Origin of the sequence: Pseudomonas sp. R1-43-08, from assembly GCF_003852255.1 — a bacterium.
Taxonomy (GTDB): Bacteria; Pseudomonadota; Gammaproteobacteria; order Pseudomonadales; family Pseudomonadaceae; genus Aquipseudomonas.
The window spans coordinates 852637-868026 of sequence record NZ_CP027734.1 but is presented as its reverse complement, the minus strand read 5'-3'; the positions used below and the strand labels follow the sequence as shown (position 1 = coordinate 868026).

The following is a 15390-nucleotide window of genomic DNA, read 5'->3' as shown; positions in this document are numbered from 1 at the left end:
CAAGTCATCGGCATGATTCGCGGCCTATTTTGTTTGCTATTTCCTAAAAAGTCTTTCGAGGAGCTCGACGGTGGCCAACACACCTTCCGCCAAAAAACGTGCAAAACAGGCTGAGAAGCGTCGCAGCCACAACGCCAGCCTGCGTTCCATGGTTCGTACCTACATCAAGAATGTAGTTAAGGCCATCGACACCAAAGACGCTGAAAAAGCTCAAGCTGCTTACGTTCTGGCCGTGCCAGTTATCGACCGTATGGCCGATAAAGGCATCATCCACAAGAACAAGGCCGCTCGTCATAAGAGCCGCCTGAATGGCCACATCAAGGCTCTGAGCGTTCCTGCTGCAGCCTAAGTGGTAACAACTGCTACGCAGCCCAGGTTGCGAATCAGTTAAGAAATGCCCCGTACCGAAAGGTGCGGGGCATTTTTGTTTTCTGGAGTGCATAAATCAAAATGTGGGAGGGGCTTGCTCCCGATGGCTGAGGGTCTGCCACTGCATCTAGTGACTGATCCACCGCTATCGGGAGCAAGCCCCCTCCCACATTTGAATAGTGGTGCATTTTCAACCGCGCAAAAAAAAACGCCCCGAACCAGTCGGGGCGTTTTTGCTACCGCTTGATCAAAACATCGATCAATGCTGATGACCGCCTTCACCGTGGACGTGACCGTGAGCCACTTCTTCCTGGGAAGCGTCGCGGATGGCAACGATCTTCACTTGGAAGTTCAGGCGCTGACCAGCCAGCGGGTGGTTGCCGTCAACGGTCACGTCGTCACCGTCCAGGTCGCGGATGGTCACGATCTGCATTTGGCCGTCCGGGGCGGAAGCGTGGAACTGCATACCCACTTCCAGCTCATCAACACCTTCGAACATGCTGCGGCTCAAGGTGCTGACCAGTTCGGCGGAGTATTCGCCGTAGGCCTCTTCAGGTTCTACGGCAACGGTCAGTTCATCACCAACTGCCTTGCCTTCCAGAGCCTTTTCCAGGCCTGGGATGATATTACCCGCGCCTTGCAGGTAGACCAGCGGCGCGCCGCCGGCGGAGCTGTCGATGACCTCACCAGCGTCGTTGGTCAGGGTATAGTCGATGGAGACAGCCTTGTTAGCGGCGATCGTCATGGGGCGAGACCTTTTGCATAAGAATGAAGAACGGACAAGTCTAAACAAGGATTTGCCCGAAAGCGAACAGAACCCGGACAGACGGGGCCGACCAACGGTCTCGACGATCAGCGGATTCCACCAGGACGACGACCTGCACTGGGTCGTCGAGCTGTCCTGCGGCCACACCCAGCATCTGCGCCACCAGCCGCCATGGCAGTCGCGCGCCTGGGTGCTCGACCCCGCGCAGCGCCTTGAAAAAATCGGCCAGCCCTTTGCGTGCGGCTGGTGTGCGCAACACCCCGAATAACGATAACCTTGGCGCCTGATTCGCGGTAGGCACTCACGCATAGAGTGCCACCCCAGCCATGCACCTCCAGAGAATTCGCATGCAGACTTTTTTTATCGCGCCCACCGATTTTGGTGTGGGTCTGACCTCCATCAGCCTTGGGCTGGTGCGTACCCTGGAACGGGCCGGGCTGAAAGTCGGTTTCTTCAAACCGATTGCCCAGCCACACCCTGGCGATACCGGCCCCGAGCGTTCTACCGAACTGGTGGCGCGCACCCACGGCCTGAAGCCGCCGCAACCCCTGGGCCTGGCCCATGTTGAGCGCATGCTCGGCGACGGCCAGCTCGATGAGTTGCTCGAAGAAATCATCACGCTGTACCAGCAAGCCGCGGTGGGCAAGGACGTGCTGATCGTCGAAGGCATGGTGCCGACCCGCAGCGCCAGCTATGCGGCACGGGTCAACCTGCACCTGGCCAAAAGCCTGGATGCCGAAGTGATCCTGGTCTCGGCCCCGGAAAATGAAGTGCTCACCGAACTGTCCGGCCGCGTGGAACTGCAGGCGCAACTGTTCGGCGGCCCGAAAGACCCGAAAGTGCTGGGCGTAATCCTCAACAAGGTGCGCACCGACGAAAGCATGGAGGCCTTCTCGGCGCGCCTCAAGGAGCACTCGCCGTTATTGCGCAGCGGTGATTTCCGCCTGCTCGGCTGCATTCCCTACCAGCCCGAACTCAACGCGCCGCGTACCCGCGACGTGGCCGACCTGATGGGCGCGCAGATCCTCAATGCCGGCGACTATGAAACCCGGCGCATGACCAAGATCATCATCTGCGCGCGCACCATGCGCAACACCGTGGAGCTGCTCAAGCCCGGCGTGCTGGTGGTGACGCCGGGCGATCGCGACGACATCATCCTCGCCGTCAGCCTGGCCGCGATCAACGGCGTACCGCTGGCCGGCCTGTTGCTGACCAGCGACACCCTGCCCGACCCGCGCATCATGGATTTGTGCCGTGGCGCGTTCCAGGCCGGGTTGCCGGTACTGTCGGTGAGCACCGGTTCCTACGACACCGCCAACCAGCTCAACAGCCTCAACAAGGAAATCCCCATCGATGACCGCGAGCGCGCGGAGATCATCACCGACTTCGTCGCCAGCCACCTCGATGCGCGCTGGCTGCACCAACGCTGCGGCACCCCACGGGAGATGCGCCTGTCACCGGCGGTCTTTCGCTACCAGTTGATCCAGCGCGCCCAGGCCGCCAACAAGCGCATCGTGCTGCCCGAAGGCAGCGAGCCGCTGACCGTGCAGGCCGCCGCAATCTGCCAGGCCCGCGGCATCGCCCGCTGTGTGCTGCTGGCCAAGCCGGCGGACGTGGAAGCGGTGGCGCGGGCCCAGGGTATCGAACTGCCGGAAGGCCTGGAGATACTTGACCCGGACCTGATCCGCCAGCGCTACGTCGAACCGATGGTCGCATTGCGCAAGAGCAAGAGCCTGAACGCGCCAATGGCCGAGCAGCAATTGGAAGACACCGTGGTGATCGCCACCATGATGCTCGCCCTCGACGAGGTGGACGGCCTGGTGTCCGGGGTGATCCACTCCACCGCCAACACCATCCGCCCGGCCCTGCAGCTGATCAAGACGGCGCCGGGCTGCACCTTGGTATCGTCGGTGTTCTTCATGCTGTTCCCCGAGCAGGTGCTGGTGTATGGCGACTGCGTGATGAACCCGCACCCAAGCGCTGCGGAGCTGGCGGAAATCGCTCTGCAGAGCGCCGACTCGGCCGCCGCGTTCGGCATCGTCCCGCGCGTGGCGATGATCAGCTATTCCAGCGGCGAGTCGGCCAGCGGTGAGGAAGTGGAAAAAGTCCGCGAAGCCACCCTGCTCGCCCACGAACAACAGAGCTCGTTGCTGATCGACGGCCCGCTGCAATACGACGCCGCCGCCAATGAAAGCGTGGCCCGGCAACTGGCGCCCAACAGCCAGGTCGCCGGCAAGGCCACGGTGTTCGTCTTCCCCGACCTGAATACCGGCAACACCACCTACAAAGCCGTGCAACGCAGCGCCGATTGCGTAAGCCTGGGGCCGATGCTCCAGGGCCTGCGCAAACCGGTCAACGACCTGCCGCGCGGCGCCCAGGTGGACGACATCGTGTACACCATCGCCCTGACCGCGATCCAAGCCGCCAACCGACCTATGGATATCTAAATGCTGGATTTTCTACCTGCCGCCGTACGCGGGGTGATCGCCTCGCTGCTGTTGGCGCTGAACACGATCCTGTTGTGCTCATTCCTGTTTATCGTGGCGCTGTTCAAAGCCCTGCCCTTCGCCAAGCGCTTGAGCGAAGGCTTGATGAACCACACGCACGAAGCCTGGGTCAGCAACAACAAGGGCTGGATGAACCTGGTACGGCGCACCCGCTGGCACTTGAGCGGCCTTGAAGGCCTGGACTATCAACACTCGTACCTGGTCACCAGCAACCACCAGAGCTGGGTGGACATCATGGTGCTGCAATACGTGCTCAATCGACGCATTCGCCCGCTGAAGTTCTTCCTCAAGCAGGAGCTGATCTGGGTGCCGGTGATTGGTTTGGCGTGGTGGGCGCTGGGCTTTCCGTTCATGAAGCGCTATAGCAAGGCGTACCTGGAAAAACATCCGGAAAAGAAAGGCAAGGACCTGGAAACCACCCGCAAGACCTGTGCGAAGTTTCGCGACAATCCGGTGGGGATTTTCAACTTTGCCGAGGGCACACGATTTACACCGGGCAAGCACGCACAGCAGAAGTCACCGTTTCGCTACTTGCTCAAACCCAAGGCCGGCGGGATTGCGTTTGTGCTGGATGCCATGGGTGAGCAGTTGAAGTCGCTGGTCAACGTGACCATTCACTACCCTGGCGGCCGTCCTGGTTATTGGGATTTGCTGTGCGGGAATGTGAAGGATGTGGTGGTGCAGTTTGAAGAGGTGCAGATTCCGGTCGAGTTTATCGGCAAGAATTATGAGCAGGACGGGGAATATCGGTTGGCGTTCCAGGGCTGGATCAACCGGTTGTGGGAAGAGAAGGATGTGTTGCTGGACAAGCTGCACACCGACTTCCCAGACAAGAGATGATCAAAATGTGGGAGGGGGCTTGCCCCCGATAGCGGTGGATCAGTGACAGATGTACTGACTGACACACCGCCATCGGGGGCAAGCCCCCTCCCACATTTGATTGCGGCGCGGTTTAGATCGCGCCACGCTGACGCAACAACTCAAGCACTTGCTTGACGCTGTCTTCCAGCGACAAAGTCTGGGTGTCGATCACCAAGTCGGCATTCAACGGCACGTCATACGGGAAGGATTCACCGGGGATGTTATCCCCGCCCGCCGCGTACAACCCTTGCGGATCACGCTCGGCACACACCTGCGGCGACGCCTGCACGTAGACCGTGAGCAAACGGTCGCTGCCGATCAGCACCTTGGCCTGTTCACGCCCTTCGGCATCCGGGGCGACGAACGCGGCCAGGGTCAGCAGGCCGGCTTCGTTGAACTGGCGCGCCACGTGAGCGGCACGGCGCCAGTTTTCGGTACGCCCGGCGCGGTCCTGCGGCAGACCTTTGTTGAGGTCGTGACGCAAGTTCTGGCCATCCAGCACAAACACCGCACGCCCCATGTCGAACAGCCTGCGCTCGACCGCATACGCCAAGGTGCTCTTGCCCGCGCCGGACAGGCCGCTGAACAGCACGGTGGCCGGTTGCTGGCCGAAACGCAGGGCGCGTTCTTCGGTGGCTACATGGGCCAACTTGCCATGCTGCGCCGCGCTGCCATGGGTGACTGGCGGGGCGATGATCATGCCCGCCGCGACGGTGCCATTGGTCAAGCGGTCGATGACGATAAACGCGCCAGTGGTGCGGTTGCTGTCGTAACCGTCCAACGCAATAGCCGCGTCAAGGCTGACCTTGACCCGGCCAATCTCGTTCAACTGCAGCGAACTCGCCGGGCCTTCGGCCAGGGTGTTAACGTCCACGCGGTGCACAATGCTGGTGATGGAGCCCGGCACATAGCTGGTGGCGCGCTTGATGTCGTACTTCTTGCCCGGCAGCATCGGTTCTTCGGCCATCCACACCAGCATGGCGTCGAAGGCGTCTGTCACTTGCGGCACGTTGTCGGCATGCACCAGCAGGTCGCCACGGGAGATGTCGATCTCGTCTTCCATGGTCAGGGTCACGGCCTGGCCCGGGCCCGCCTGTTCCAGCTCGCCCTCGAAGGTGACGATGGATTTGACGCGGCTGCTCTTGCCCGACGGCAGCACCACGACGTCGTCGCCCTTGTGCACGATGCCGCTGGCCAGGGTGCCGGCGAAACCACGGAAGTTCAGGTTCGGACGGTTGACGTACTGCACCGGAAAACGCAGGTCGGTGTAGTTGCGGTCGTTGGCGATCTCGACGGTCTCGAGAATCTCCATCAGCGACTGCCCGGTGTACCACGGCGAACGCTCGCTCTTGTTCACCACGTTGTCGCCCTTGAGCGCCGACATCGGCACGAAGGCCAGGGTGCTCGGCTTGAACGCGATACCGTCGGCAAACTTCAGGTAATCGGCCTTGATCGACTCGAATACGCTCTGGTCAAAGCCATTGATGTCCATCTTGTTGACGGCCACCACGATGTGTTTGATGCCCAGCAACGAGGCGATGAAGCTGTGGCGGCGGGTCTGGGTCTGCACGCCATAGCGCGCGTCGATCAGGATAATCGCCAGGTCACAGGTGGACGCACCGGTGGCCATGTTGCGAGTGTACTGCTCATGGCCTGGGGTATCGGCAATGATGAATTTACGCTTGGCGGTGGAGAAGTAGCGGTAGGCGACATCGATGGTGATGCCCTGCTCACGCTCGGCCTGCAGGCCGTCGACGAGCAGCGCCAGGTCGATGTCGTCACCGGTGGTGCCGGACTTCTTCGAATCGCGGGTTATGGCTTCCAAGTGATCTTCGTAGATCATCTTGGAGTCGTGCAGCAGTCGCCCGATCAGGGTGCTCTTGCCGTCATCGACGTTGCCGCAGGTCAGGAAGCGCAACATTTCCTTGCGCTCGTGCTGGCCCAGGTAGGCGAGGATGTCCTCGCTGATCAAATCAGATACGTGCGACATGACAACCCCTTAGAAATAACCCTGACGTTTTTTATCTTCCATGGAGCCGGCGCCATCATGGTCGATGACCCGGCCCTGGCGCTCGGAAGTTCGCGTCAGGAGCATTTCCTGAATGATGTCCGTCAGCGTTTCGGCTTCGGACTCCACCGCGCCCGTCAACGGGTAGCAGCCAAGGGTGCGGAAACGGACTTTCTTTTTGACGATACGGGCTTTGTCTTCGTCGGACAGGTGCTCGAGGATGCGGTCGTCGTCGATCATGATCAACGTGCCGTTCTTCTCGATCACGTCGCGCTCGGCGGCGAAGTACAGCGGCACGATCGGGATGCCTTCCAGGTAGATGTACTGCCAGATGTCCAGCTCGGTCCAGTTGGACAGCGGGAATACGCGGATCGATTCGCCCTTGTTGACGTTGCCGTTGTAGACGTTCCACAGCTCCGGGCGCTGGTTTTTCGGGTCCCAGCGGTGCTTGCTGTCGCGGAATGAGTACACGCGCTCTTTGGCGCGGGATTTCTCTTCATCGCGACGGGCGCCGCCGAAGGCTGCGTCGAAACCATGCTTGTCCAGGGCCTGCTTGAGGCCTTCGGTCTTCATGATGTCGGTGTGCTTGGCGCTACCGTGGGTAAACGGGTTGATGTTCTGCGCCACGCCATCGGGGTTGATGTGGGTGATCAGGTCCAGGCCCAGTTCCTCGACCATCTTGTCGCGGAACTTGTACATTTCCTGGAATTTCCAGCGGGTGTCGACGTGCATTACCGGAAACGGCAATTTGCCCGGGAAGAAGGCCTTGCGGGCCAGATGCAGCATCACGGCGGAGTCTTTACCGATCGAGTAGAGCATCACCGGGTTATCGAACTCGGCGGCGACCTCGCGGATAATGTGGATGCTTTCCGCCTCCAGCTGTTTCAGATGCGTCAGTTTGTCGACCATGGCTACTCACGGAAAAACGATCGTGTGGACGGCCAGCGGGCCGTGTTCGAGCGGGGCATGCTAGCACAGCACCTGCTTCTATTCAGGGCGCCAACTAGATCGAAACGGTATATGAATATACCGCTGAGTTTGGCCCCAAACGCGATCCAGTGTGACTCAGATCGGGTTCGGGCAATCGATGAAGATATGCTCCAAGGCAAAGCGTCGTGCCAGGTAATCCCCCAACGCCTGCACGCCATAGCGCTCGGTGGCGTGGTGGCCGGCGGCGATGAAACTGATGTCGTTTTCCCGCGCGCTGTGGAAGGTCTGCTCCGAGGCTTCGCCGCTCAGGTACAGGTCGACACCGGCAGCCACTGCCTGGTCGATATACCCCTGGCCGCCCCCGGTGCACCAGCCGACGCGGCGGATCATTTCACTGCCTTCGATCAGCAGCGGCTCTCGGCCCATCACGTCCTGCACGCGGCGGGCAAAGTCGCGCGGCGACAGCGGCTCGGCGAGCGAGCCGACCAGGCCGACGACCTTTGGGTTACCTGGGTCGAGCGGGCCTTCGACGGTGATGTCCAGTTGCTTGGCAAGCTGCACGTTGTTGCCGACATCGGGGTGCAGATCCAGTGGCAGGTGGTAGGCCAGCAGGCTGATGTCATGCTTGAGTAACGTTTTCAGGCGACGCTGCTTCATGCCGGTGATGCAGGGGTTTTCGCCCTTCCAGAAATACCCGTGGTGCACCAGGATCAGGTCGGCCCGCGCTTCGACGGCGGCGTCCAGCAGGGCTTGGCTGGCGGTGACGCCGCTGACGATGCGCATCACCTGCGGCCGGCCCTCCACTTGCAGGCCGTTGGGGCAATAATCGGCGATTTTCAAGCTGCCAAGGTAGCGGTCCGCTTCCTCGACGAGGGTGGTAAGGGGGACGGCCATAAAAGACTCCTAAATATCCCGTTCGCTGGCGTCGCAGCCTCGTATAATGCGCGTCATTATGGGCGCTCCCGCGCCCCCTGCAACCTGTCAGGACTTACTTGATGCTCAAGGCGCTGCGTTTTTTTGGATGGCCATTGCTGGCTGGCGTGCTGATCGCGATGCTGATCATTCAGCGTTATCCACAGTGGGTTGGCCTTCCCAGCCTTGATGTGAACCTGCAACAGGCCCCGCAAACCAGCACCGTGGTGCAAGGCCCGGTGACCTATGCGGACGCCGTGACCATCGCCGCCCCTGCGGTGGTCAACCTGTACACCACCAAGGTCATCAACAAGCCGGCGCATCCGTTGTTCGAAGACCCGCAGTTTCGCCGCTACTTCGGTGACAACGGGCCCAAGCAACGCCGCATGGAATCGAGCCTCGGTTCCGGGGTGATCATGAGCCCCGAAGGCTACATCCTCACCAACAATCACGTGACCACCGGCGCCGACCAGATCGTGGTGGCCCTGCGTGATGGCCGCGAGACCCTGGCCCGCGTGGTGGGCAGCGATCCGGAAACCGATCTTGCGGTACTGAAAATCGACCTGACGAACCTGCCCTCGATCACCCTCGGCCGCTCCGATGGCCTGCGCGTAGGCGACGTGGCGCTGGCCATCGGCAACCCGTTCGGCGTTGGCCAGACGGTGACCATGGGCATCATCAGCGCCACCGGGCGTAACCAGTTGGGCCTTAACAGCTACGAAGACTTCATCCAGACCGACGCGGCGATCAACCCCGGCAACTCCGGCGGCGCGCTGGTGGATGCCAATGGCAACCTCACGGGTATCAACACGGCGATTTTCTCCAAGTCCGGCGGCTCCCAGGGCATCGGTTTTGCGATCCCGGTGAAGCTGGCGATGGAGGTGATGAAGTCGATCATCGAGCACGGCCAGGTGATTCGCGGCTGGCTGGGCATTGAAGTGCAACCCTTGACCAAGGAACTGGCCGAGTCGTTCGGCCTGACCGGGCGCCCTGGCATCGTAGTCGCGGGGATCTTCCGCGACGGCCCGGCGCAGAAAGCCGGCCTGCAATTGGGCGATGTGATCCTCAGCATCGACGGCGCTCCGGCCGGTGATGGCCGCAAGTCGATGAACCAGGTAGCGCGGATCAAGCCGACCGATAAGGTGGCGATCCAGGTGATGCGCAACGGCAAAGAGATCAAGCTGTCGGCGGAAATCGGCCTGCGCCCACCGCCAGCCACAGCGCCGGTAAAAGAAGAGGAATAAGCGGCATTGCCCAGGTGCCTGCTTGAGGGCACCTGCAAGATGATATTACATAACAATTCATCTCATTAGACATGTTATATTGTTTCAATACCGACATTGGAACGCTCTATCATGCCGTCTCGAAAGTTTGCGCCCCTGGCCGGCCTGGCCCTGGGCTTGCTGCTCGACCCCGCCTACGCCGAAGAAAACACCCTGGAACTGGACACCATCAGCGTCACCACCGACGCTTATGAGTCGGCGACCAGCCCGGTGCAGGGCTACCGCGCGACCCGCTCCGCCAGTGCCACCAAGACCGACACCGCCCTGCGCGACATCCCGCAATCGATCAGCGTGATTCCCGCCACGGTGCTCAAGGACCTGGGCAGTACCAGCGTGGAACGCGCTTTAGAGTTTGCGGGCGGCGTCTCCAAACAGAACAACTTCGGCGGCCTGACCCTCTACGAATACAGCGTACGCGGCTTCACCACTTCTGAGTTCTATCAAGATGGCTTCAGTGCCAACCGGGGCTACCCGAGCACGCCGGATGCCGCGAATATCGAACGCATCGAAGTACTCAAGGGGCCTGCCGCCAGTTTGTATGGGCGTGGCGATCCGGGCGGCACGGTAAATATCGTCACCAAGAAGCCCCAGCCGGAAGCCTTCACGACCCTGCAAACCAGTGCTGGCAGTTGGGACCGCTATCGCACAGCCCTCGACGTCAACACACCGCTGGACGCCGAGGGCAATGTGCTGTCACGGGTCAATCTGGCAGTGGAAGACAACCACAGCTTCCGTGATCACGTCGAGAGTAAGCGCGTGTTCGTCGCGCCTTCGTTCAGCTGGCAGCTGAACCCGGACACCAGCCTGTTGGTGGAAAGCGAATTCGTGCGCCACAGCTCGACCTTCGATCGCGGCATCGTCGACGCCCCTGGGGTATCACGCTCCACCTTCCTCGGCGAACCCAACGACGGCGACATCGACAACCACAACAATCGCATCCAGGCCACCCTGGAACATCACCTCAACGACGCCTGGACACTGCGCCTGGCCAGCCACTACAAACAGGGCAGCCTGTGGGGCGACGCGTCGGAAAACCGTGCACTGAATGCAGACGGCCACACCCTCAACCGCCGCTATCGCGAACGCTCCACCGGCTGGCACGACAGCATCACCCAGCTGGAACTGCGCGGCCTGTTCGACGTGGGCAGTTGGCAGCATGAACTGCTGATCGGCACGGAATACGAGGACTACCGCAAGAAGGAGCGCGTGACGACCATCGGCGGCAGCACCTACCCCATCGACCTCTACAAGCCGGTCTACGGCCAACCAAAACCCAATGGCACGCGCTCCGGCACCGATATCTTCGAACAGACCCAAAGCCATGCGCTGAACCTGCAGGACCAGATCGTCTTCACCGACCGCCTGCGCGGCATGCTGGGCGCACGCTTCGAGCATTTCGAACAGAGCACCGACGATTTCGCCCGCAACCACGCCAAAAGCCGGCAGACCCACGACGCCCTTACCCAGCGTGCCGGCCTGCTCTATCAACTGACGCCGCAGGTGGGGGTATTCGCCAACGCCTCCACCTCGTTCAAGCCCAACAGCGGTGTGGATGCCGGCGGTCAGACCTTCAAACCCGAAGAAGGCGTGGGGTACGAAATGGGGATCAAGACCGAGCTGTTCGACGACCGCCTCAGCGCCACCCTCGCCGCCTTTCATATCGAAAAGGAAAACGTGCTGACCCTGGACCCGTCGACCAACACCAACCGCGCCATGGGCAAGGCGCGCAGCCAGGGGTTCGATCTGCAACTGACCGGGCAAGTCACCGACGCCATCCGCGTGATCGGCGCTTTCGCCTACATCGACGCCGAAGTGACCAAGGGTGATAACACCATTCCGGCAGGCAGCCGCATCCTCGGCGTGGCCAAGCGCAGCGGCAGTCTGTTGGGGGTGTATGAGTTCCAGGACGGCGCGTTACGTGGTTCGGACCTGGGGGCGGCGTTTACTTATGTCGGTGATCGCTCCGGTGAAGCGGGCACAGGCTTCGAACTGCCCGCCTACCACACCGTCGATCTGCTCGCGCATTACAAGGCAACGGAGAACGTCACCGTGGGCCTGAACCTCAATAACCTGTTTGATGAAAAGTATTACGAGCGCTCCTACAGCAGCTACTGGGTCAGCCCTGGTGAGCCACGCAACCTCACGCTCAGCCTGACCCTCAATCTCTAAGCAAACGCCATACTAAATGTGGGAGGGGGCTTGCTCTCGATAGCGGTGTATCAATCAGCAATACTGAGACTGACACCCTGCTATCGGGAGCAAGCCCCCTCCCACATTTGGTTATTCGCACGGCTTAATTACAGCGACACAGGCGCGCGTTCACACAAGGTATTAAGCGCCGCCGCCCACTGCGGGTCATCATTCAGGCAAGGCACCAACACCAACTCCTCGCCCCCCGCCTCACGGAACTGCTCCAGCCCGCGATCACCGATTTCCTCCAGGGTCTCGATGCAATCGGCGACAAACGCCGGGCACATCACCAGCAGTTTTTTCACGCCTTGTTGAGCCAACGCTTCGAGACGCGCCTCAGTGTAGGGTTCGATCCACTTGGCGCGGCCCAGGCGGGACTGGAACGCCACCGACCACTGGCCGTCCGGCAACCCCAGCCGCGCGGCCACATCCCGGGCGACGCTGAAACACTGCGCGCGGTAGCAGGTGGCAAGCACCTCCGGGGACGCGTTCCTGCAGCAATCAGCGTCTTTGAAGCAATGCTGGCCCGTGGGGTCGAGCTTGGTCAGGTGACGCTCAGGCAAACCGTGGAAACTCAACAGCAGGTGGTCGTAATCCTGTTCTACATACGGCCGCACACTCGCCGCCAAGGCATCGAGGTACTCAGGCTGATCGTAGAACGGCTGCAGGATCGAGAATTGCACCTTGAGTTTCTTGTCGCGCACCACGCGCCTGGCTTCCTCGATCACCGTGGTCACGGTGCTGTCGGCAAACTGCGGGTACAGCGGCGCCAGGGTCACTTTCTGGATGCCTTGGGCGGCCAGGCGTGTCAGCACCGTTTCAAGCGAAGGCTCGCCATAACGCATCGCCAGTTCCACCGGGCCCTGGGTCCATTGCGTGGTCATCTGCTGCTGCAGGCGACGGCTGAGGACCACCAGCGGCGAGCCCTCCTCCCACCAGATGGACGCATAGGCATGCGCCGACTGCTCGGGGCGCTTGATCAGGATCAGCGACACCAGCAGGCGGCGCACCGGCCACGGCAGGTCGATCACATAAGGGTCCATCAGGAACTGATTGAGGTAGCTGCGCACATCGGCCACCGAAGTGGAGGCCGGTGAGCCCAGGTTGACCAGTAACAACGCGTGATCCGTCATGCAACATCCTATCTCTAGAGGCGGCTGGACAAGTCGTCCAGGGCCGCACGCAACTCAGTGAACTGGAAAGTGAAACCCGTCGCCAGCAGCCGCTCAGGCAGGGCCTTTTGCCCGCCCAGCAACAAGCCGGACAATTCGCCCAAGCCGACCTTCAGCGCAAAGGCCGGCATCGGCATGAACGCCGGCCGATGCAGCACCTGGCCCAACGTCTGGGCAAATTCGCGGTTACGCACCGGGTGTGGCGCGCAGGCATTATAAGGACCGCTGGCGTCAGCCTTGTGCAGAAGAAAATCAATCAGGGCGATTTGATCCTGGATATGCACCCACGGCATCCATTGCCGACCATTGCCGATCGGCCCGCCCAGCGCCAGTTTGAACGGCAGCAGCAGGCGCGACAAAAAGCCGCCCTCGGCCGCCAGCACCAGGCCGGTACGCACCAGCACCACACGAATGCCCAGGGCCTCGGCCCGCACGGCGGTTTCTTCCCAGGCGATACACAACTGGCTGGGGAAATCGTCTTGCACCGGGCCGCACGCTTCAGTCAGTTCGCGCTCGCCGCCGTCGCCATACCAACCCACGGCAGACCCGGAGATCAGCACCGCCGGTTTTTGCTCGAGGCCTTCCAGCCATGCCAGCAGGCTTTCGGTCAGGCTGATGCGGCTGCTCCACAGCAAAGCCTTGCGTTTGTGGGTCCAGGGACGGTCGGCGATGGGCGCACCGGCGAGGTTGACTACCGCATCGACGCCGCCGATCACGTCCTGCAAGCGCCCGACACCCGCCACTTGCGCGCCGCAGACCCGCGCAACGGCATCGGGTTTGCGGCTCAACACGGTCAAGCGATGGCCCTGGGCAAGCCAGTGCCGGCACAGTTGACGGCCGATCAAACCGGTACCGCCGGTCAGCAAAATATGCATGGGACGCTCCTCATGTAACGTTCGCCGCCGCTCACTGGTCTATTTTATAAGCAGGGATCAATTTAATAATCGAGCGTGGCGGCCATTCAGCCCTTAGCTTAACCATAGGTCACGCCACACAATCAGGCACGCCAAAACTTATACCAAAAAACAATATTGTACAGCTATTGGTGTCGGCGTAGTCTGTACCCAACGGTAAAACGAGGCCTCCCATGACTGTCCCCATTGCGATCATCGGTACCGGCATTGCCGGTCTCTCCGCCGCCCGAGCGTTACGAGACGCGGGGCACGTTGTACAACTCTTCGATAAAAGCCGCGGCAGCGGCGGCCGTATGTCCAGCAAGCGCAGCGATGCCGGTGCCCTGGACATGGGCGCACAGTACTTCACCGCGCGCGATCGGCGCTTCGTCAACGAAGTGCAGCGCTGGCAAAGCCATGGCTGGGCGCAACAGTGGAAACCCCAGCTGTACAACTTCAAGTCCGGCCAACTGACGCCCTCCCCCGATGAACAGATCCGCTGGGTCGGTACACCGCGCATGAGCGCCATTACCCGCGCCCTGCTAGATGACCTGCCGGTGGAATTCGGTTGCCGCATCACCGAGGTGTTCCAGGGCACCCAGCACTGGAACCTGCTCGACGCCGATGGCGGCCATCACGGCCCGTTCAGCCATGTGATCATCGCCACGCCGGCGCCCCAGGCTACCACCCTGCTGGCCGCCGCACCGAAACTGGCGAGCGTCGTGGCCGGGGTGAAAATGGACCCCACCTGGGCCATCGCCCTGGCCTTCGACACGCCTCTGGATACACCGATGGAAGGCTGCTTCGTGCAAGACAGCGCCCTCGACTGGCTGGCGCGCAACCGCAGCAAACCGGGGCGTGACGTCACCGTCGACACCTGGGTGCTACATGCCACCAGCACCTGGAGCAAGGCGCACCTGGACCTGCCCAAAGAGGCCGTGATCGAACACTTGCACGGCGCCTTCGCCGAGTTGCTGCATTGCACCATGCCCGCGCCTTCATTCAGCCTGGCACACCGCTGGCTCTACGCCCGACCGTCCAGCAGTCATGAATTCGGCGTGCTGGCCGATGCCGACCTGGGCCTGTTCGTCTGCGGCGACTGGTGTTTGTCGGGGCGTGTCGAAGGTGCCTGGCTCAGCGGCCAGGAGGCGGCGCGACGGTTGATCGAGCACCTGCAATGAATCGCATCAACCCGGCCAAATTGCTATTGTCGAAATGGACAGCCACCTTGCCTAAAAACAAGGAAAAACACTTCCTCGTCACCGAACTGTTTCGTGACGAGGAAGGCACCGTGCTGGAGATCGAGCTGCAAGCGGTGATGACCCGACGAACCGAGCGCGTTGGCTGGCAAACATTGCAGAATACGGATAGCTGGAAAATGGGATGGCAGTAAGCCCTGCGAAAAAACCTGTACAAAATAATTGACTTGTACAAGATCAAATCTATGATGAGATTAGTTGTACAGTAATTCGCACCTGTACAGGAATTTCACAGAGGTT

Annotated in this window: 14 protein-coding genes; 8 read left to right on the top strand and 6 right to left on the bottom strand. The window is 61.2% G+C overall.

Features of this window, described 5'->3' with window-relative positions; translation table 11 throughout:
* Positions 1–70 precede the first annotated feature (70 nt).
* Complete coding sequence (gene rpsT / locus C4J87_RS03760; RefSeq protein ID WP_003188401.1) at positions 71–349, top strand: 30S ribosomal protein S20; 279 nt, start codon at positions 71–73, stop codon at positions 347–349.
* Positions 350–628: 279 nt separating this feature from the next.
* Here the strand turns inward: rpsT and C4J87_RS03755 are convergent, their stop codons facing one another.
* The gene (locus C4J87_RS03755; RefSeq protein WP_124365772.1) at positions 629–1114 is read right to left on the bottom strand and encodes a peptidylprolyl isomerase; all 486 of its coding nucleotides are present in this window, start codon (positions 1112–1114) and stop codon (positions 629–631) included.
* Between C4J87_RS03755 and C4J87_RS03750 the strand changes: the two genes are divergently transcribed.
* The 3 genes from C4J87_RS03750 to C4J87_RS03740 all read left to right on the top strand — a co-directional run bounded on the left by C4J87_RS03750 (position 1113) and on the right by C4J87_RS03740 (position 4482).
* Positions 1113–1403, top strand: coding sequence for a DUF3565 domain-containing protein (locus C4J87_RS03750; RefSeq protein WP_164485281.1), 291 nt, complete (start codon positions 1113–1115; stop codon positions 1401–1403). The two genes, C4J87_RS03755 and C4J87_RS03750, sit on opposite strands and share 2 nt — an antisense overlap.
* A gap of 79 nt (positions 1404–1482) precedes the next feature.
* Positions 1483–3582 (top strand): phosphate acetyltransferase, encoded by a 2100-nt coding sequence (gene pta / locus C4J87_RS03745; protein WP_124365770.1) that lies wholly within the window; start codon positions 1483–1485, stop codon positions 3580–3582.
* A complete protein-coding gene (locus C4J87_RS03740; RefSeq protein ID WP_124365769.1) occupies positions 3583–4482 on the top strand; it encodes an acyltransferase in 900 nt (299 codons plus the stop codon). It begins immediately after the preceding gene.
* 112 nt (positions 4483–4594) lie between these two features.
* Here the strand turns inward: C4J87_RS03740 and cysN are convergent, their stop codons facing one another.
* From cysN to C4J87_RS03725, 3 genes are all read right to left on the bottom strand, one after another.
* A complete protein-coding gene (gene cysN, locus C4J87_RS03735) occupies positions 4595–6493 on the bottom strand; it encodes a sulfate adenylyltransferase subunit CysN (protein ID WP_124365768.1) in 1899 nt (632 codons plus the stop codon).
* Positions 6494–6502: 9 nt separating this feature from the next.
* Positions 6503–7420: a sulfate adenylyltransferase subunit CysD gene (gene cysD / locus C4J87_RS03730; RefSeq protein WP_003171640.1), complete on the bottom strand. Its 918-nt coding sequence runs from the start codon at positions 7418–7420 to the stop codon at positions 6503–6505.
* Positions 7421–7576: 156 nt separating this feature from the next.
* A complete protein-coding gene (locus C4J87_RS03725; protein ID WP_124365767.1) occupies positions 7577–8335 on the bottom strand; it encodes a Nif3-like dinuclear metal center hexameric protein in 759 nt (252 codons plus the stop codon).
* 101 nt (positions 8336–8436) lie between these two features.
* Here C4J87_RS03725 and algW point away from each other — a divergent pair, with 101 nt between their 5' ends.
* Entirely contained in the window at positions 8437–9597 is a 1161-nt protein-coding gene (gene algW, locus C4J87_RS03720; RefSeq protein ID WP_124361218.1) for a Do family serine endopeptidase AlgW, read from the top strand.
* A gap of 111 nt (positions 9598–9708) precedes the next feature.
* Complete coding sequence (locus C4J87_RS03715; protein ID WP_124365766.1) at positions 9709–11805, top strand: TonB-dependent siderophore receptor; 2097 nt, start codon at positions 9709–9711, stop codon at positions 11803–11805.
* A gap of 128 nt (positions 11806–11933) precedes the next feature.
* Here the strand turns inward: C4J87_RS03715 and hemH are convergent, their stop codons facing one another.
* On the bottom strand, positions 11934–12959 hold the full coding sequence (hemH, locus tag C4J87_RS03710) for a ferrochelatase (RefSeq protein WP_124365765.1): 1026 nt from the start codon (positions 12957–12959) through the stop codon (positions 11934–11936).
* 14 nt (positions 12960–12973) lie between these two features.
* Positions 12974–13873 carry a TIGR01777 family oxidoreductase gene (locus tag C4J87_RS03705; protein WP_124365764.1) on the bottom strand — a complete coding sequence of 300 codons (900 nt, stop codon included), beginning with the start codon at positions 13871–13873 and terminating at the stop codon, positions 12974–12976.
* A 212-nt stretch (positions 13874–14085) separates the two neighbouring features.
* Between C4J87_RS03705 and C4J87_RS03700 the strand changes: the two genes are divergently transcribed.
* Positions 14086–15072: an NAD(P)/FAD-dependent oxidoreductase gene (locus tag C4J87_RS03700; protein WP_124365763.1), complete on the top strand. Its 987-nt coding sequence runs from the start codon at positions 14086–14088 to the stop codon at positions 15070–15072.
* Complete coding sequence (locus C4J87_RS03695) at positions 15069–15284, top strand: TIGR02450 family Trp-rich protein (protein WP_124365762.1); 216 nt, start codon at positions 15069–15071, stop codon at positions 15282–15284. The genes C4J87_RS03700 and C4J87_RS03695 overlap by 4 nt, the downstream gene beginning before the upstream one ends.
* Positions 15285–15390: the final 106 nt, after the last annotated feature.

Bases quoted from the DNA above. Each gene is read 5' to 3' on its own strand.
- C4J87_RS03750 (WP_164485281.1), top strand. From the start codon at position 1,113: ATGGGGCGAGACCTTTTGCATAAGAATGAAGAACGGACAAGTCTAAAC.
- C4J87_RS03755 (WP_124365772.1), bottom strand. From the start codon at position 1,114: ATGACGATCGCCGCTAACAAGGCTGTCTCCATCGACTATACCCTGACC.
- pta (WP_124365770.1), top strand. From the start codon at position 1,483: ATGCAGACTTTTTTTATCGCGCCCACCGATTTTGGTGTGGGTCTGACC.
- C4J87_RS03740 (WP_124365769.1), top strand. From the start codon at position 3,583: ATGCTGGATTTTCTACCTGCCGCCGTACGCGGGGTGATCGCCTCGCTG.
- cysN (WP_124365768.1), bottom strand. From the start codon at position 6,493: ATGTCGCACGTATCTGATTTGATCAGCGAGGACATCCTCGCCTACCTG.
- cysD (WP_003171640.1), bottom strand. From the start codon at position 7,420: ATGGTCGACAAACTGACGCATCTGAAACAGCTGGAGGCGGAAAGCATC.
- C4J87_RS03725 (WP_124365767.1), bottom strand. From the start codon at position 8,335: ATGGCCGTCCCCCTTACCACCCTCGTCGAGGAAGCGGACCGCTACCTT.
- algW (WP_124361218.1), top strand. From the start codon at position 8,437: ATGCTCAAGGCGCTGCGTTTTTTTGGATGGCCATTGCTGGCTGGCGTG.
- C4J87_RS03715 (WP_124365766.1), top strand. From the start codon at position 9,709: ATGCCGTCTCGAAAGTTTGCGCCCCTGGCCGGCCTGGCCCTGGGCTTG.
- hemH (WP_124365765.1), bottom strand. From the start codon at position 12,959: ATGACGGATCACGCGTTGTTACTGGTCAACCTGGGCTCACCGGCCTCC.
- C4J87_RS03705 (WP_124365764.1), bottom strand. From the start codon at position 13,873: ATGCATATTTTGCTGACCGGCGGTACCGGTTTGATCGGCCGTCAACTG.
- C4J87_RS03700 (WP_124365763.1), top strand. From the start codon at position 14,086: ATGACTGTCCCCATTGCGATCATCGGTACCGGCATTGCCGGTCTCTCC.
- C4J87_RS03695 (WP_124365762.1), top strand. From the start codon at position 15,069: ATGAATCGCATCAACCCGGCCAAATTGCTATTGTCGAAATGGACAGCC.